Below are 16,162 nucleotides of genomic sequence, written 5' to 3'. Positions count from 1 at the left end.
TCCTGCGGCCGCCCGTGAAAAACCGGGAAGTGCCGGGACAAATAGACGCGGCCGGTTTCCGGGAGAGAGGAGATTATGAAATAAATATTAGGAGTTTGTCTGTTATTTGTAGGAATTGTACTGATAAACAATGGGATGTGCGCCCTGTACAAGGTGGACGGAAAATCTGCGGCTGTCATGAACATCCTGACCGGCACACTTTCTCTGTTTATCAATTTTGTAAATCTGGTAAACGGGGATTATTACGCGGCCGGAACGGGTCTTTTGTTCTGCTTTACCTACCTTTTCGTGGCTTTCAGCAGACTGCTGAACCTAAGCCCGGTTCCTTTTGCCTGGTTCTCCACGTTCGTGGCTGTCAATGCTCTGGTGTTCGGAACCATTGAGGGTGTGACCGGAAGCGAGGCCCTTGGCATCACCGCGGATATCCGCTGGGCGGGCATTTGGTACCTGTGGGCCATCCTCTGGGGAACCTCTTTTGTGGAGGACATCCTGGGGAAAAAGCTTGGACGCTTTGTGCCGCTGCTGCAGATCTTCGAGGGCGTGGTGACGGCCTGGATTCCGGGCGTTATGATGCTGCTGCAGGTCTGGTAGAGACAGACGGAAGAAAAGGCGGAAGAAAAGACAGAAGAAAAGACAGAAGGAGAAAACGATGCTGTGCGAACAGATTTACGGGAAATTAAGTGAGACAGATACGGCCGGAAAGACTGTGGAATATGTGGATATGGAATGGCATGAGGCTTTTAAGAAAATACACCGCAAGACTACGGACAAAGGCCGGGAGATCGGAATCCGCATGGACGATTCCGTGCTAAGCCGGGGCCTGCTTCAGGACGATGTGATTTATGTGGACGATGAACTGGTGATTGCTGTGAATACGCCGCCCTGCGAGGTGATAGAGATATCCTTTGAGAAAGGGTATGCGTTTATGGCGGCAAAGGTCTGCTATGAGATTGGAAACCGGCATGCGCCGCTGTTCTGGGGAGACACATACGACACGTTTACGGCAGTTTATGATGAGCCGATGCTTGCGATGCTCTCAAAGCTTCACGGGGTAAAGACAGCCAGAGCTGTAAAAAAGCTGGATTTTGGCCGGAGAATTTCTGCTTCTGTTTCTCATCATCACTCTCACGGCGCATGAAAACAGTACAGAATGAGGCGGCAGTTATGAAAGAACGGGATTATTACCTGCTTCAGGTCAATGACGCATTGTTTCCCATAGGAGGCTATTCCCATTCCCAGGGGCTGGAGACCTATATCCAGAAGGGACTGGTCCATGATGAGAAAAGCGCGGAAGAATATATCAGAAACAGGCTCCGCTGGAGCCTGGCATATACGGACCTGCTGGCAGTCCGGCTGGCTTACGAATATGCGAAGCAGGCAGAGCTGGAAAAGCTGGGGGAACTGGAAGAGATTCTGGAGGCGTCCAGGCTCCCTTCAGAGCAGCGGGAAGCAGCCCGGAAAATGGGCTCCCGTTTTGCGAAAACCATAGAAAAGCTGGATCTTCCTGTCTGCGGGACAGGAATCTTTCCGGAATTTCTGGAAAAGCGAAAGGGGAAGACAGTGAGCCACTGCTGTATCTATGGCGTATTCTGCGCCTGTCTGGATACAGGGGAAGAGGAATGTCTGTCCCATTATCTGTATGCGCAGACCTCTGCCATGGTAACGAACTGCGTGAAAACCGTTCCCCTGAGCCAGAGCGCGGGGCAGAAGCTGCTGGCAGGCTTTTTCCCGGAATTTGAAGAAATTCTGGAAGAAGTAAGGGCCTGCGGCGAGGCAGACCTGTGCCTCTCGGCTCCGGGCTTCGACCTGCGGGGAATTCAGCATGAGAGACTGTATTCCAGGCTGTACATGTCATAAAGCTATATGTCAAAAAACTGTACATGTCATAAGGCTGTATACGTCAAAAGCCGCATATATCACAAAGACAAGGAGGAAAAGCAATGTCATATGTGAAAATCGGCGTGGCAGGCCCGGTTGGCTCCGGGAAAACCGCGCTTATCGAGATACTGTCACGGAAGATGGCAGGCGAGTACAGTATCGCTGTCATTACCAATGATATCTATACGAAGGAGGATGCGCAGTTTCTGGCTCGGAACAGTGTACTGCCCGAGGAACGCATTATCGGCGTGGAGACCGGAGGCTGCCCTCATACCGCCATCCGCGAGGACGCTTCCATGAATATAGAAGCTGTGGATGAGATGCTGGAGCGTTTTCCGGATGTGGAAATTCTTTTCATCGAAAGCGGCGGGGACAATCTGTCAGCCACCTTCAGCCCGGAGCTTGTGGACGCGACGATTTTTGTCATTGATGTGGCGGAAGGAGAAAAGATTCCGAGAAAGGGAGGCCCCGGAATCACCCGTTCCGATCTGCTGGTTATCAACAAGATTGACCTGGCGCCTTATGTGGGAGCAGATCTTGGAGTGATGGAGCGGGATTCACGCAAAATGAGGGGCGGGCGTCCCTTTATCTTCACTAATATCCGTGGAGACGAACATGTGGATGACGTGGCAGCATGGATCAGGAAAAATGTGCTGCTGGAGGATATGTGAGAGGAAGAGCAGAAGAGATGGCAGAGAGACAGCTGGTCAATCAGTTCGGAAAAGTATCAAGGTTCGCAGTCCGCGCGGAAAAGCGGGAAGGGCGCACCATTCTTTCCGACGTTTCTTTTACGGCCCCTTACAAGCTGATGGCGCCTTTTGAAAGGCCGGACGGAGGAATTCAGATCATGCCTCTCTGCGCTTCCGCAGGCATTATGCGGGGTGACAGGCAGGAATTTTCCTATGAAGCAGGGGAAGGAGCAGATCTGGAGGTCCTTTCCCAGTCCTTTGAAAAGATTCACAGGATGGATGGCGGTTCCGCTTACCGTCATATCCGGGCCAGGGCGGAAAAAGGCGCCTCTCTTTACTGCTGTCCCCAGCCGGTGATTCCCTTTGGGGGTTCGGCCTATGACAGTGAGACGGAGATTTATCTGGCGGATCGAAGCTCCAGGCTGTTCTGGCTGGAAATTATCTGTTCCGGCAGAATCGCCCATGAGGAGCAGTTTGCTTTCCGGCGCTTTTCTTCGCTGGTGCGGATCTACCGGGAGGGGAAATTGATCTGCCGGGACAATACCCGCTATGAGCCGGACAGGATGCCCATGCGGGGGCTTGGCATGTATGAGGGCTATACGCATCTGGCCAATATTTTCCTTTCTGCTTCCTTCGGAGATCTGCGGGAGCCGATCTGGGATATGCTGGAAAGGGAAAGGGAATGCGAAGGAGGCGTAACGCTGCTTCCCGGAGGCGATCTGGCAGTACGGATTTTGGGAAACCGGGCACAGATACTTGAGGAAGCTGCTGAGCGAATCAAAGGGCTTGCCAGAAAAGGCGCCGCGTGATAGAATGAAGACTCGGGAGCGCAGGTAAGGCAGGTGTTCGCGGCTGACAGGCCGAAAGGCGTCAGGTGAGGAAAGTCCGGGCTCCGCAGGGCAGGACGCCGGATAACGTCCGGTAGAGGCAACTCTAAGGAAAGTGCAACAGAAATGTACCGCCAGGAAACTGGTAAGGGTGGAAGGGCAGTGTAAGAGACTACCGCCCGCCTGGTAACAGGCGGGGCATATGTAAACCCCGTCCGGAGCAAGACCGAAACGAGACATAAGCCGGCCCGGCTGTCTCAGGTAGGTTGCTGGACTCTGCCGGCGACGGCAGAGCTAGATAGATGAACACCCACGACATAACCCGGCTTATCGCTTTGCCTGCGCAAAAAAGGCGGGACGCATCATGCCGTATGGCACGATGCGTCCCGCCTGATTTTTATACAACAGAAATCCAGGTCTAATCCCTGAGCTCGTCCTCTTCCAGATCGACATCGCGGTCTGCGCCGATATCCTGCGTATTCAGTGTGCGCCGTTTCAGCCGCTGTTCCTCGGACCGCTCCAGAATAAAATCCTTGATGGTTTTGGCGTTTTTGATATGGGCAAGCTCCAGTCTCGGATGAGTTGTGTCTCCGGTGCTGCAGACGACAGTTCCCAGGCCGAATATCCGCTCCATGAGACTGGTATTCAGGGTTACGTCCTGAATCTTGTACATATAACAGTCATTTTCTTTCCGGTTCAGAAGCCCCTCGTCTATCGTTACAAGATCCTCTTTTACCGTGTAAGTGGTAAAGGTAAAGGGGAGGCCTAAAAATACCCAGCGTTTTCTCTCTTTGAACTCCATGTCAGACTCCTTTCCGCAGGCTTTTCCGCCCCGGACCCGGGGCTGCGGCTCTCTGCAGTGTATCTATAGAGAAGTATACCGGAAAAAAGCGAGATTTGCAAAATATATTTATTGAAATTAAAAAGGTTTTGATGTAACATAGTACAGGAAAAGTTCCGGCCTGAATACATGGCGTATTCGGGTGGATAGACATCTTATAGATAGAAAAAGTGGGAGGTAATTATGAGACATCTTATGAGCCCGCTGGATTTTTCTGTGGAGGAGCTGGATCAGCTGCTTGATCTGGCCGGAGATATTGAGAAGAATCCTGCAAAATATGCACATGCCTGTGACGGAAAGGTTTTGGCGACTCTGTTTTATGAGCCGAGTACAAGAACGCGATTGAGCTTTGAATCCGCTATGATTCATCTTGGCGGCCAGGTCTTAGGTTTCTCCAGCGCAGCTTCCAGTTCTGCATCCAAAGGAGAAAGTGTTTCCGATACGATTCGTATGATTTCCTGTTATGCTGATATCTGTGCCATGCGTCATCCGAAAGAAGGCGCGCCTATGGTAGCGACAGCCGTATCCTCGATTCCTGTGATCAACGCAGGCGACGGCGGACATCAGCACCCCACGCAGACTCTGACAGACCTGATGACGATCCGGTCCCTGAAAGGCCGCCTGGATCATCTGACCATCGGTCTGTGCGGCGATCTGAAATTCGGACGTACGGTACATTCGCTGATTAAGGCGCTGGTGCGGTATGAGAATATTGATTTTGTATGTATTTCCCCGGAGGAACTGAAGATTCCGGATTATATCCGGGAAGATGTGCTGGAAGCAAACGGCAAAAAGTATCAGGAGGTAGAGCGTCTGGAAGATGTTATCGGAAACCTTGATCTGCTTTACATGACAAGAGTGCAGAGAGAGCGTTTCTTCAATGAAGAGGATTACGTGCGTCTGAAGGATTTCTATATTCTGGACAAGAAAAAAATGAAACTGGCCCGGCCGGATATGCTGGTGTTGCATCCGCTTCCCAGAGTAAATGAGATTTCTGTAGAAGTGGACAGCGATCCCCGCGCTGCGTATTTCAAGCAGGTTCAGTACGGCGTATACGTCCGCATGGCCCTGATTCTCACACTGCTGGAGGTGAATGTGTAATGGGAAAGAGCGTATTGAATGTAGGCCGGATTTCCGAGGGGTTTGTGCTGGACCACATCCAGGCCGGCAAGAGTATGGAGATTTATAAGTACCTGAACCTTGACAAGCTGGACTGCACCGTGGCGATTATCAAAAATGCCCGCAGCGCCAAGATGGGAGTCAAGGACATTATGAAAATTGAGTGCCCCATTGATTACATTGATCTGGATGTGCTGGGCTTTATCGATCACAATATTACAGTAAATATTGTAAAGGACGATGAAGTGGTAGAAAAGTCTACACTGACCCTTCCGAAAGAAATCCGCAATATTATCAAATGTAAGAATCCCCGCTGCATTACCTCCATTGAGCAGGAGCTGGATCAGGTATTTATTCTGACCGATCCCCGCAAGGAAGTGTACCGCTGCAAATACTGCGAAGAGAAGTACGAGAGAAAATAGACAGGAAACAAACAGAACATAAATATAGATGAGCAGGAAAGACAGCTGACAGGAAAGTATCCCGAAGGTCTGAAAAGACCGGAGGGATGCTTTTTTGCTGAATGACTGTCTGACAGCCATTATATAGGCAAGGTCGTGAGCGCGCTGTGAAGGAAGAGCTGTTTTATTTTTAAATACCCGGGAGGAGCAGAAAACTGTTATTCATAGAGGGATAATAAAAAAGCAGGGCGCCCGGTTGTAATAAGGCGTTCCTGCGTTGATTTCGAGGGAGTGGGGCTTCCTCACGGAAGCCCCTGAGTGTTATGAATGAAATACTGATATGTGTTCCTGCTACGATTATTACTATACCAGAGAATTAAGGCTAAATTGTGTCCAGTCTATAAAAAAAGTATAATCAGAATTAAGAAATTCTTAGGAATCCGGGAAGAAATGCAAAAGATGCTTCAAAGGCCCCAAAAGGCTTGAGAAGCGTCTTTTATTTATGGGAAATAGAAAGCCGGCAGGTACCCTCAGCTGACAAGGAGCGGGTGTGTTTTTTCCAACTGAGGGTATGAAAAATAAAAATAGCAGCAAACTTAAGAAGGGCGGCTCTGCCGTAAAAAACAACAGGAGGTACAGATTAGAATGGAAAACAGGTACATCACGGAAACTATGCAGAGGGATTACAGAGATTATCTGGAAGAGGAGGAAAAGAGCAGAAACACCATAGAAAAATATATGCGAGACATCCGCGCGTTTCGGGTCTGGCTGTCAGACCGCCCGCTTAGCAGGCAGGAGCTGCTGGCTTATAAAGAAACGCTGAAAAAAGACTATGCAGTACGGAGCATTAATTCTATGCTTTCATCTATTAACAGTTTTCTGCGGCATTACGGCTGGACAGACTGCTGCGTCCGTCAGATGCGGGTACAGAATCAGGTGTTTTGTACGCAGGAAAGAGAATTGTCGAAGGAAGAATACAGAAGGCTGGTGGCGGCTGCCAGAAGAAAAAAGAAATACCGGCTGGAAGCGGCACTGCAGACCGTCTGCGCTACCGGAATCCGAATCAGTGAGCTCTCTTTTATTACGGTGGAGGCTGTGCTCCGGGGAAGCGCCGAGGTATCCTGCAAAGGAAAATACAGGCAGGTTTTTCTTCCTCATAAGCTTCAGCTTATTTTAAGGCGGTATATTCGGGAAAGGAAAATCCGGAGAGGGCCGGTTTTCGTAACAGAAAGCGGGAAGGTCTGGGACAGAAGCAACATTTGGAGAGAAATGAAAGCGCTGTGCCAGGAAGCAAGGGTTAACCCGGAAAAAGTATTTCCGCACAATCTGCGCCATCTGTTTGCAAGGACCTATTATAATATGAAAAAGGATATTGCAAAGCTGGCAGATATTCTGGGACATTCCAGCATCAATACCACGCGCATCTATATTATATCCTCGGGAAGAGAACACCAGCGGCAGATCAGCCGTCTGGGGCTTGTGATATGACATAAAAAAACAACATAATGGTGATTATGTTGTACCAAGTGCGTTTCCCGAAATTTGACTATACATAGTTTACCATTTCCTTTCTAAGAAATCAACAGCTATAACGAAGGTTATTCGGTGTTTTTTAACGTATTTTTGAGAAAAAGGGCAGGAAAATTCGGAGAATCAGAAAAATGTAAAAAAATGTATGAAAAAACAACCGGTCAAAGACCTGCCCGGCCCTATCCGCATACAGTACAGACTGTATGCGTTTTTTGTTTTGGCTTCCTGTGTCTGGAAGCTATTTACTCCGATAAAACAATGCAGCAGTTTTTGCAGGCAGCATATTTCCCTCATGTCATATTGTTTTTACGACTCTGCGTTTAAAACGTACAACATAATCACCATTATGTAGTACCTTCGTGCCTCATTTTCGGAACTTGACAAAGCACAAAGAAGGAGAGTTGTGAAAATGAAAAAGAAAGCAAGCAGGGCGTGGAAACGTCCGCTGGCCGGTCTGCTGACACTGGCAATGGTGGTGTGCCTGTTGTCGTCTGCGCCGCTGAGTGCGAGTGCGAGTGAGCCTGATGATAGTGTTATGCAGATGAAGCCAGAAAATGATGTGGAGGAAATGGAGTCTGGTGAGAGTCAGGACCCTGTAAATGAAGATCTGAATGTTCCATTGGATAATTCTGGAGATAAAATAGCAGATGAGTCCCAGAATGATTCAACGGACAATTCTTCAAGCAGTCCCGAGAGTACGGATGGAAGCCAGAATGCTTCTGACGACGTAAAGGAGCCGGAAGAAGATGATGATGATCTGGAGACTACACAGCAGCCTAACGGAGAAGAATCTGATGAAATTGTGCAGACTCTTGATGAAAAGAAAAATACGGATAATATACAGGAAGTTCCTGCTGTGGTGAATAGTCTGGATGAACAGTCGTTGCAGTCCAAAACGGCAGCAGCAGGAGATGCTTCTTATGACACACTGCAGGCTGCTGTAAATGCGGCAGAAGAAGGCAGTACAGTCACATTGATGGAGGATACGGAAGAAACTGTTACCGTTACAAAAAAACTGATTTTAGATTTAAATGGACATACGCTGACAGGTACTCTCAGTGTTGAAACAGACGCAGCGGCGGATGTAACGATAAAAGGCGGTACAATCACCGGCGGAACATCCAGCGGAATACAAGTGGAAGGAGCGGTAAATCTTACTGTTGAGGATTGCATTATCACAGAAAATGAAGCGGTTAATGGAGCTGGTATTTATATCTCTGGTGCAGCTCAGGTGACGATTGTTGGTACTGAAATTACCAATAATGTAGCATCTGCAAATGGAGGAGGAATCTATCAGTCAACTTTAGGTGAAAAATCAAATTCTTGTATAATAAAAGATGGAACCGTTATCAGTGGAAATGAGGCAATGTCGGGAGGCGGAGTTGCACTGGGAGCGGCGAATTTTGAGACTTATAAATCTACGTCCACATTTACAATGGAGAGTGGAGTGATTACCAATAATCACAGCATTAATGGGCAAACAGCAAGTAGTGGAAATGGCGGTGGTATCTCTTTGGTCGGAAATGGATCACGCTTTATAATGAAAGGCGGTGAAATAACCGGAAATACTGCAGACGCAAATGGCGGTGGCATTTACAGTACTAACTGGGGAGGCGTTACGATTGGCGGAACTGTCCGTGATAATACAGCCAAATCATCTGGCGGTGGACTTTATATTCAAAATGTTAATTCGGAAAAAAATCCGCCAAGTACATCAGAGGTACTTTCGGTTGAAACATCAGCTGTTATTACTGGCAATACATCAGGGTCATCTGGCGGGGGAATCAGTGCAAATAATGGTGTGACTGTTAAGGTGGCGGAAGGAGCTGTTCTTTATAATAATATAGCATCATCCATAGGCGATGATGTACATGTCGCTGAGAATGGCTCTGCGACCTTATCTCTGCCGGCGGCTTCGGCAATGGGAGGAGATAAGATTCTCAGTGTTGATGGATATGCCATTACCGGCTGGTATCACGATGGTTATGAAGCTGGCTTAACTGGACGGTATCAGTGGGGAGAAAAATATATTGATTATACGATAATCCCTGGACAAGGTGTTGTATCTACAGAAAAGGAATATTACAGCGAGTATACACCCGTTACAGAGGATAATAAAGCTACAGTTGGCTTAAAAGCTGCTCATGCTAGAATGTATACAGTAAGATATGAGTGGATTGGACTGCCGGAAAATACAGTATTTTATGATTCACTAGGGAATTTGCTTACCCCAGAGATACCAAAGAGCATTGAAAATTTAAATACTGGCGACACGTATGAAGTAGATAATACCATGCCTGGTACTGTTCTTTATGTACATGACGAAGAAGGAAATGTGACAGGAACTTATACATTAGGTGAATGGTCAGATCCATCTAAAGGAATTATTGCAGATGATGATGTGATTATTACTGGAGAATGGAAATATACAGAAAAATCGAATATTCCTGTAGATCCTGAACCGGGCGATTCGGATGATTCTGTATCTGTAGATAAGACGGCAACAGATCTGGATGCGAATGACCAGACAACGGTTACGTTGAAAATAGGAGCAGGACAGGGACGTCTTGAATCCAACGTGGTATTCGTCCTGGACAAGTCTACCAGTACGGACGTTCGCGAAGAGGCTGGGAAGATGCTTGATGAACTGCTGACGCAGGTTGATTCGGAGGCTGTCGTTAATGTAGCTGTGGTAACCTTTGAGAAAACAGTAAGCATCACAAAAGACTGGACACAACTGACAACTGACACTATCGAAGGAATAAAAGCAGCTATTAATGAGAAAAAGAATGAATCCGGAACCAATATTCAGCTGGGCTTATCAAAGGGAAAGGAGCTACTGGATGAAAGAAAGGGACAGGATAATCATCTGGTTCTCGTGACGGATGGCATTACCTATCAGTGGGGCGACGGCATGACTATTTACAGTGAGTCTGCGTCTAATGGAGAGGAATCTATTAATGCTGGTAACGATATGATGACAGTCCATCATTCGGACACAGAATCCTATTATGCTGAATTTGAAAACATTTCTGAATGGTATGAAAACCATGGCGCTGCAATCAGCAAAGATATTGATGAATATCAGCATAAATATGGCGCTGGCCAATATCAAGCAGACGAAAAGGGACATATGTACGAATCAACGTATGTTAACGCAGGCTTTGAAGAAGGAGATTATATCTCTGGAGAAGTCCTGAAAGATCATTACAGCGCAAATGATGCAGCAGTATACAGAGCTGTAAAAGAATGGGAAAATATTATTGCTGCTGGATATTCTGCATATGCTTATGCGGATGTCAGTGCTGGTAATGCAGGATATAAGGTGTCGTATCCGTGGGCATCAGCTTTTGTTTCTAGCCTGAATACAGTAGGAGGCATATCTGGTACTGCAACAGATGAAACTATCGATGGCATGTTCAATGACGTAAAGAACACCATCCTCTACGATATCATGTCCGGCACTGTCACCGACATCATTGGCAATAACTTTGACCTGACCGGCGTAGGCAGCTTCGAGCTGGCAGCAGGCGGAGAAAAACTGAACACCACTGTTTCCGGCAACACCGTGTACTTTGGCACAAAGACTGGAAATGAGTATCCGTATTCCGTGACTTACTACCCGAACGGCACAAACGGAGACTCTCGAGAACAGTTTGTCTGGGATATCAATGTACCGGTTGAAAGCGCAAAACCCCTCGAACTCACCTATACCCTGAAACTGGTGAATAAGGAGACTGCAGAGGGAAGCTACACCGTACCGACCAATGAGGACGCAACACTTATCTATGAATCCACAGATGGAGGAGATGGCAGCGAGAAGTTCCCGAAGCCTGAAGTTACCTACACAGTAACCGCTGGCGGAACAGAGACACCCACCACCCCGTCCGATCCGGGTTCTGGTTCAGGCTCAGGTTCAGGCAGCGGCTCCGGAAGCAGTTCCGGAAGCTCCAGCTCACCGACCCAGACCACGTCTGCGCAGACAGGAGATGAGACCAATATTCTGCTTCCGGTGGTGACGCTGATTATTGCGGCAGCAGTGCTGGGAACAGTTGGAACGGTATATTACAAAAAGAAAAGAAGCTAAAAGGAAAATATCTGATTAAGCAGTCAGATATTAACCGGACAGCAGACTGAAAGCCGGGACTGCCGCAGGGACATAAAAAGACAATTTGCCCCTGCGGCAGTTCCTTCATTTTTTATGCATTGGAAAACAGCTTGGTTTACACAGAAGAGAAGACAGAAAGGAGCTGAAGCATGCAGCAGAGAAAACACATATACAGCAAAGCAGCGGCCGGAGCCCGCATCCGTAGCTGCCGGGAAAGGCTGGGCCTTTCCCGGCAGAGGATGGCGGAGCAGATAGGAAAAGCGGAAAAATACTACGCGGACATAGAACGCGGTTACTGTGGAATGTCTCTGGAAACCATGATTGAGATAGCGGACTGCCTTGGCATCACGCTGGATTATATGATTTTCGGAGAAGAAGACAGACAGGAACTGCCCGAGGATTCCAGAAGTATTCTTTTCTATCTGGGAAACTGTGATGAGAAGAAGCGGAAGAAGGCTATGGAACTTCTGAAAGTGTATCTGTCAGAATAGCAAGCCTCTACGAAAATACATACCTAATAAAAATGAAAAGTAATCTGAAAAATAAGAATTAAATAAAAAAGGATATTTCAAGGACCGTAAACAGTCTGAGGGATATCTTTTTTTAATGGAAAAATATAAAATTATACAGGTATGAAGTATGAAATTTGCTGCAAAATAGGAAGATAGAAAAGATACTGAATAAGGAGGAATTACAGATGGAAGAACGGACTATTACTGAGAGTATGCTGTTAGATTACAGAAAGTATTTGGAAGAAGAGGAGAAAAGCCGGAATACAATAGAAAAATATATGAGAGATATCAGAGAGTTTCAGTTGTGGCTGTCAGGATGTCCGATCAGCAGGCAGAGAGTAATGGCCTATAAAGAAAAGCTGAAGGAAACTTATGCTGTGAGGAGCATCAATTCGATTTTGTCTTCAGTGAATAGTTTCCTGCGTTATTGCGGCTGGACAGACTGCTGTGTGCGTTTGCTGCGTATACAGAACCAGATATTTTGTGCGCAGGACAGAGAACTTTCAAAGGAAGATTACAGAAAGCTGGTAGAGACAGCCAGAAAACAGAAAAAGGACCGGCTGGAAGCCGCGCTACAGACTATTTGTGCTACAGGAATCCGAGTCAGCGAGCTTTCATTTATTACTGTGGAAGCTGTGCTTTGTGGAAATGCATCGGTTTCCTGTAAGGGAAAATGCCGGCAGATTTTTCTTCCCCGGAAGTTACAGATAATCCTGAAAAAATATATACACAGAAAGAGAATTCGGTCTGGACCGATTTTTGTAACAGAAAGTGGGAAAGCCTGGGACAGAAGTAATATCTGGAGAGAAATGAAAGCGTTGTGCCAGGAAGCAGGAGTTAATCCGGGAAAAGTATTTCCCCATAATCTGAGACATCTGTTTGCAAGAACCTATTATAATATGAAAAAAGACATTGCGAAACTGGCGGATATTTTAGGTCACTCCAGTATCAATACAACGCGTATTTATATTATTTCCACAGGAAGTGAGCATCAAAGGCAGATAGAACGCCTGGGGCTTATTTTGTGAAATAAAAAACAACATAATACGGATTATGTTGTATAAAATATGATTCCGAAATCTGACTATACATAGTTTAGCATCTTCCGTCAGAAAAATCAACAGTAATAACGGATGTTTTTTGGTGTCTTTTAACGTACTTTCTGAGAGGACAGCAGAAATGCTGGAAGTATATAAATTATAAAGAGGCATGAAAAACAGCCGGTCTCAGATGTCAGGCCGGTTTTCTATGTGTATAAACTGTTCTGTTTTAGACTTTTCAGTCTGGAGGTCTAATTCTGCTGCCTGTATTAAAAATCCTGCTGTTATTGCAGGTAAATTTTCTGGCTTTCAGGCGCATTCCTGTAAACTTCGCTTAAAACGTACAACATAATCCGTATTACGTGGTATCTCCGAAATATGACAATGTTCAAAAAAGGAGAGTTGTGAAAATGAAAAGAAAGGCAAGCAGGGCATGGAAACGTCCGCTGGCCGGTTTGCTGACGCTGGTAATGGTGTTAAGCCTGCTGTCAACCTCGCCGTTGAGCGCAAGTGCGACAGAGCCAGAGCAGACTGTGACGGCAGTGGACCCAGAAGAACAGGAGCCGGAGAAGACAGAGCAGACGAAGAAAGATATCGATGCTCAGGACCCGGCAGATGAGACGGAGGAGGAAGAGAAATCCGAGGACGAGAAGCAACCGGAGGAAGAGAAATCCACGGATGAGAAGCAACCGGAGGAAGAGGAGCTTCAGACTGACGAGGATAAGCAAAAGGAAGAGGAATCTTTAACTGAAGAGGAGCGGAAAGATTCTGAGAAAGAAGAAAATCAGGAGACCGAAAAGTCTCGGATTGCGAAGCTCCAAAAAGGAAAGAAAGCGCAGACGGAGACTTCAGAAACTATTTCTAGTAATGTACAGAAATTCTTGGATGCGGTAGATGCATTTGAAAGTTTAGAGAATACAGAAGAAATATCAAATACTGATCTTAGTGAATTAACTGCCGTAGCTTTGGATGCTTATGAAACGTTGTCAGAAGAAGAACTGGAGCGTGAGGATGTACAGAGAGCGATGGCAATAATGCAACAGGCCATAGATAGCTTGACAGGAGGAATAAAACCACTTTCAGTTCAACGCCGATATGTTACTTTGCAGCCGACTGATGCGGAAGGAGGAACTTTTGGCGCTGTAAAAGTGCAGCAAAATGACTGGGTAAGTTCTTATAACGGTTCCAATAGATATCAGGTGCGTAGCGTAAATGGAAACGAAATTACGGTGTGGGTATATTTGGACAATAATGGACAATTTTTCTTCCCGAAAGCATCGGATTTATGGGAGAATGTTTCTGATGTAGCGTACGTCTATTGGACTGGAAACAGTAGCGGTAAAAAAACAGAGAATGGCTCAGGCTTGACAAGTAATGGTGCCCCAGATAGCTCTTGTGGATTAGCAACTTATTACTTTGAGAAAAGTGGTGGTACAGGTGATTATGCTTGGAATTTTGAACTGAGGTTTGATGCTAATGGAGGTACAGGTGCGCCGAATACACTTACATATGGGACTAACTCACAATATGAAAGAAGTCATACCTTTAACATCCCGTCTCAGATTCCGATTCGTGAAGGATATACCTTTTGGGGCTGGGCAGACGATGCTGACGCATCAGAGGCAACACGTCAGCCAGGTGGCTCGTGCTTGGTAAGTTATTACGCAGATGACGTTAGTGGCTCGTTAATCTCCAAGACTCTCTACGCCGTATGGCAGGACAATACTTCAACCACTCCTGCAAAGCCCACAGAGGAGCAGGTTATGGATCTTTTCACGGAAGGAGTGGTGACTGTTGATTGTACCAACACATTGGTATCGCATGCAAATAAGACATATACTCTGCTGGAAGACTCTTTTTGCATTGGTGAAGTAGAAGGCGATTCTGAAAGCGGTTATACGTGTACAATTACAGTATCTCCTGAAAAATATGTAGAGAAGTATAGTGTGGATATGTCTGCATCACATACTTTGTCACCGGAAAATCAGAGTGGCAAGAAGATTACTCTGAAATATCAAAATAACAGTTGGACAGTTACAGCAGGAGCCGTAATTACTTATACTGTTGTATGTGATAATACACCAACTATTCCGGATACCGACTGGACAGACCTTACAATCGATAAGACAGTCAATAAAGAGACTGCGAAACCCGGAGATACTATTAGTTATACGATAACGGTCAGCAATAATACGGGAAAAGACCTGAAAAATATAACGGTTTCTGAAAAACTGAATTTCAACCTGGAATTCGTCAGTGCAGTCCCTGTTAACCAATATAACAGCGAGACTGGCATCTGGACAATTCCCTCTCTGGGAAGTGGAGCTGATGCTGTGCTGACTATCACAGCAACGGTGAAGGAGGAAGTTGAGTCTGATACAACTATCAATAATACAGCCACCATTACAGGAGCTGAGACAAATGACGGAGAAGAACTTCCGGATGGCACGAACCCGGAGGATAAAGTCGATATAACAGTAGACAACGACGAAACTCCGGAGGAAGAAACCGGTCGTGTGGTTCTCAGCATTTACCGGGATGGAAATACGGAAGAACCGGTCGTGAAGGATGCAGTGATTGGAAGATATCCGCTCGGAACAGATATGTGTGATATCGCAGCAAATATAGATTTAGATGAATACTATACAGAAAACAAGTCGGCCAGCGGCTATGAGTTTGATGAAAAATGGTATAAAGATGGTTCTGTTCTTAAATGGGAACTGGATGAGAGCAGTGTTGTACAAAAAAGCGACTGGAACCGTATTACCTGTATGGTATATGATCAATATGCGGTAAATTACCATATCGAGGGAGAAGAGACCCATACAGAATATATCACAGCGAGAAACATAGAGGACTATGAACTCTGGCAGCCAGGAGACAAAGATGGCCATACTTTCGACGGCTGGTATGAGGACAAGGACGATATTGGAAATGAAGCCAAGAGAGAGCCGGAGCCGCTCGCAGTACTTAAAAAATACGAATTATACGGTAAGTATGTAGCTAAAGAATATCCGGTATACGTCTACATTTATCGGGATGGAAATACGGAAGAGGCGGCTGTTGAGAGAAAGCTGGGAGATTTCGCATATGGAACACCGTACAGCGAAATTCTGAAAGATGCGGTAATCGATGGCAAAAATTCAGATTTGACGACTAAAGACGGTATAGATGTGCTTTATGATCCGGCAAAGTTTGCGGCGGATTTCGAATGGGA

The 16,162-nt window shown here is 46.4% G+C and carries 13 protein-coding genes and 1 other RNA gene; 13 read left to right on the top strand and 1 reads right to left on the bottom strand.

Going from position 1 to position 16,162, the window contains the following annotated elements; all coding sequences use genetic code 11:
• The first annotated feature begins 84 nt into the window (after window positions 1-84).
• The 6 genes from B5E82_RS15965 to rnpB all read left to right on the top strand — a co-directional run bounded on the left by B5E82_RS15965 (window position 85) and on the right by rnpB (window position 3,740).
• Window positions 85-591 (top strand): AmiS/UreI family transporter, encoded by a 507-nt coding sequence (locus tag B5E82_RS15965; protein ID WP_087166069.1) that lies wholly within the window; start codon window positions 85-87, stop codon window positions 589-591.
• A gap of 58 nt (window positions 592-649) precedes the next feature.
• Entirely contained in the window at window positions 650-1,138 is a 489-nt protein-coding gene (locus B5E82_RS15960) for an urease accessory protein UreE (protein ID WP_087308525.1), read from the top strand.
• Window positions 1,139-1,164: 26 nt separating this feature from the next.
• Window positions 1,165-1,857 (top strand): urease accessory protein UreF, encoded by a 693-nt coding sequence (locus B5E82_RS15955; RefSeq protein WP_087308524.1) that lies wholly within the window; start codon window positions 1,165-1,167, stop codon window positions 1,855-1,857.
• 83 nt (window positions 1,858-1,940) lie between these two features.
• Window positions 1,941-2,549, top strand: coding sequence for an urease accessory protein UreG (gene ureG / locus B5E82_RS15950; protein WP_087308523.1), 609 nt, complete (start codon window positions 1,941-1,943; stop codon window positions 2,547-2,549).
• 17 nt (window positions 2,550-2,566) lie between these two features.
• Window positions 2,567-3,376 (top strand): urease accessory protein UreD, encoded by an 810-nt coding sequence (locus B5E82_RS15945; protein WP_242966347.1) that lies wholly within the window; start codon window positions 2,567-2,569, stop codon window positions 3,374-3,376.
• 21 nt (window positions 3,377-3,397) lie between these two features.
• An RNA gene (rnpB, locus tag B5E82_RS15940) (RNase P RNA component class A) lies at window positions 3,398-3,740 on the top strand.
• Window positions 3,741-3,812: 72 nt separating this feature from the next.
• Here rnpB and B5E82_RS15935 read toward each other — a convergent pair.
• Entirely contained in the window at window positions 3,813-4,196 is a 384-nt protein-coding gene (locus B5E82_RS15935; protein ID WP_087308522.1) for a PH domain-containing protein, read from the bottom strand.
• 222 nt (window positions 4,197-4,418) lie between these two features.
• On the opposite strand from B5E82_RS15935, the gene pyrB reads away from it, so the two are divergent.
• From pyrB to B5E82_RS15900, 7 genes are all read left to right on the top strand, one after another.
• Entirely contained in the window at window positions 4,419-5,336 is a 918-nt protein-coding gene (gene pyrB, locus B5E82_RS15930) for an aspartate carbamoyltransferase (protein ID WP_087308521.1), read from the top strand.
• A complete protein-coding gene (locus tag B5E82_RS15925) occupies window positions 5,336-5,776 on the top strand; it encodes an aspartate carbamoyltransferase regulatory subunit (protein WP_087308520.1) in 441 nt (146 codons plus the stop codon). The genes pyrB and B5E82_RS15925 overlap by 1 nt, the downstream gene beginning before the upstream one ends.
• A gap of 624 nt (window positions 5,777-6,400) precedes the next feature.
• Complete coding sequence (locus B5E82_RS15920) at window positions 6,401-7,243, top strand: tyrosine-type recombinase/integrase (RefSeq protein WP_087308519.1); 843 nt, start codon at window positions 6,401-6,403, stop codon at window positions 7,241-7,243.
• A 451-nt stretch (window positions 7,244-7,694) separates the two neighbouring features.
• The gene (locus B5E82_RS15915) at window positions 7,695-11,372 is read left to right on the top strand and encodes a VWA domain-containing protein (RefSeq protein WP_087308518.1); all 3,678 of its coding nucleotides are present in this window, start codon (window positions 7,695-7,697) and stop codon (window positions 11,370-11,372) included.
• Between the two features lie 170 nt (window positions 11,373-11,542).
• Window positions 11,543-11,884: a helix-turn-helix domain-containing protein gene (locus B5E82_RS15910; protein ID WP_087308517.1), complete on the top strand. Its 342-nt coding sequence runs from the start codon at window positions 11,543-11,545 to the stop codon at window positions 11,882-11,884.
• Window positions 11,885-12,066: 182 nt separating this feature from the next.
• A complete protein-coding gene (locus B5E82_RS15905; RefSeq protein ID WP_442911315.1) occupies window positions 12,067-12,933 on the top strand; it encodes a tyrosine-type recombinase/integrase in 867 nt (288 codons plus the stop codon).
• Between the two features lie 422 nt (window positions 12,934-13,355).
• The coding region (locus B5E82_RS15900; protein ID WP_140393163.1) for an InlB B-repeat-containing protein at window positions 13,356-16,162 on the top strand (2,807 nt) is incomplete at its 3' end.

The sequence above is a fragment of the Lachnoclostridium sp. An138 genome (genome assembly GCF_002160765.1).
GTDB classification, from domain to species: Bacteria; Bacillota; Clostridia; order Lachnospirales; family Lachnospiraceae; genus Laedolimicola; species Laedolimicola faecalis.
This window is presented reverse-complemented; position numbering and strand designations above follow the sequence as displayed.

Excerpts from the sequence above, each read along its gene's own strand:
- B5E82_RS15960 (WP_087308525.1), top strand. The coding sequence starts at position 650 with ATGCTGTGCGAACAGATTTACGGGAAATTAAGTGAGACAGATACGGCC.
- B5E82_RS15915 (WP_087308518.1), top strand. The coding sequence starts at position 7,695 with ATGAAAAAGAAAGCAAGCAGGGCGTGGAAACGTCCGCTGGCCGGTCTG.
- B5E82_RS15935 (WP_087308522.1), bottom strand. The coding sequence starts at position 4,196 with ATGGAGTTCAAAGAGAGAAAACGCTGGGTATTTTTAGGCCTCCCCTTT.
- ureG (WP_087308523.1), top strand. The coding sequence starts at position 1,941 with ATGTCATATGTGAAAATCGGCGTGGCAGGCCCGGTTGGCTCCGGGAAA.
- B5E82_RS15920 (WP_087308519.1), top strand. The coding sequence starts at position 6,401 with ATGGAAAACAGGTACATCACGGAAACTATGCAGAGGGATTACAGAGAT.
- B5E82_RS15925 (WP_087308520.1), top strand. The coding sequence starts at position 5,336 with ATGGGAAAGAGCGTATTGAATGTAGGCCGGATTTCCGAGGGGTTTGTG.
- pyrB (WP_087308521.1), top strand. The coding sequence starts at position 4,419 with ATGAGACATCTTATGAGCCCGCTGGATTTTTCTGTGGAGGAGCTGGAT.
- B5E82_RS15910 (WP_087308517.1), top strand. The coding sequence starts at position 11,543 with ATGCAGCAGAGAAAACACATATACAGCAAAGCAGCGGCCGGAGCCCGC.
- B5E82_RS15945 (WP_242966347.1), top strand. The coding sequence starts at position 2,567 with ATGGCAGAGAGACAGCTGGTCAATCAGTTCGGAAAAGTATCAAGGTTC.
- B5E82_RS15955 (WP_087308524.1), top strand. The coding sequence starts at position 1,165 with ATGAAAGAACGGGATTATTACCTGCTTCAGGTCAATGACGCATTGTTT.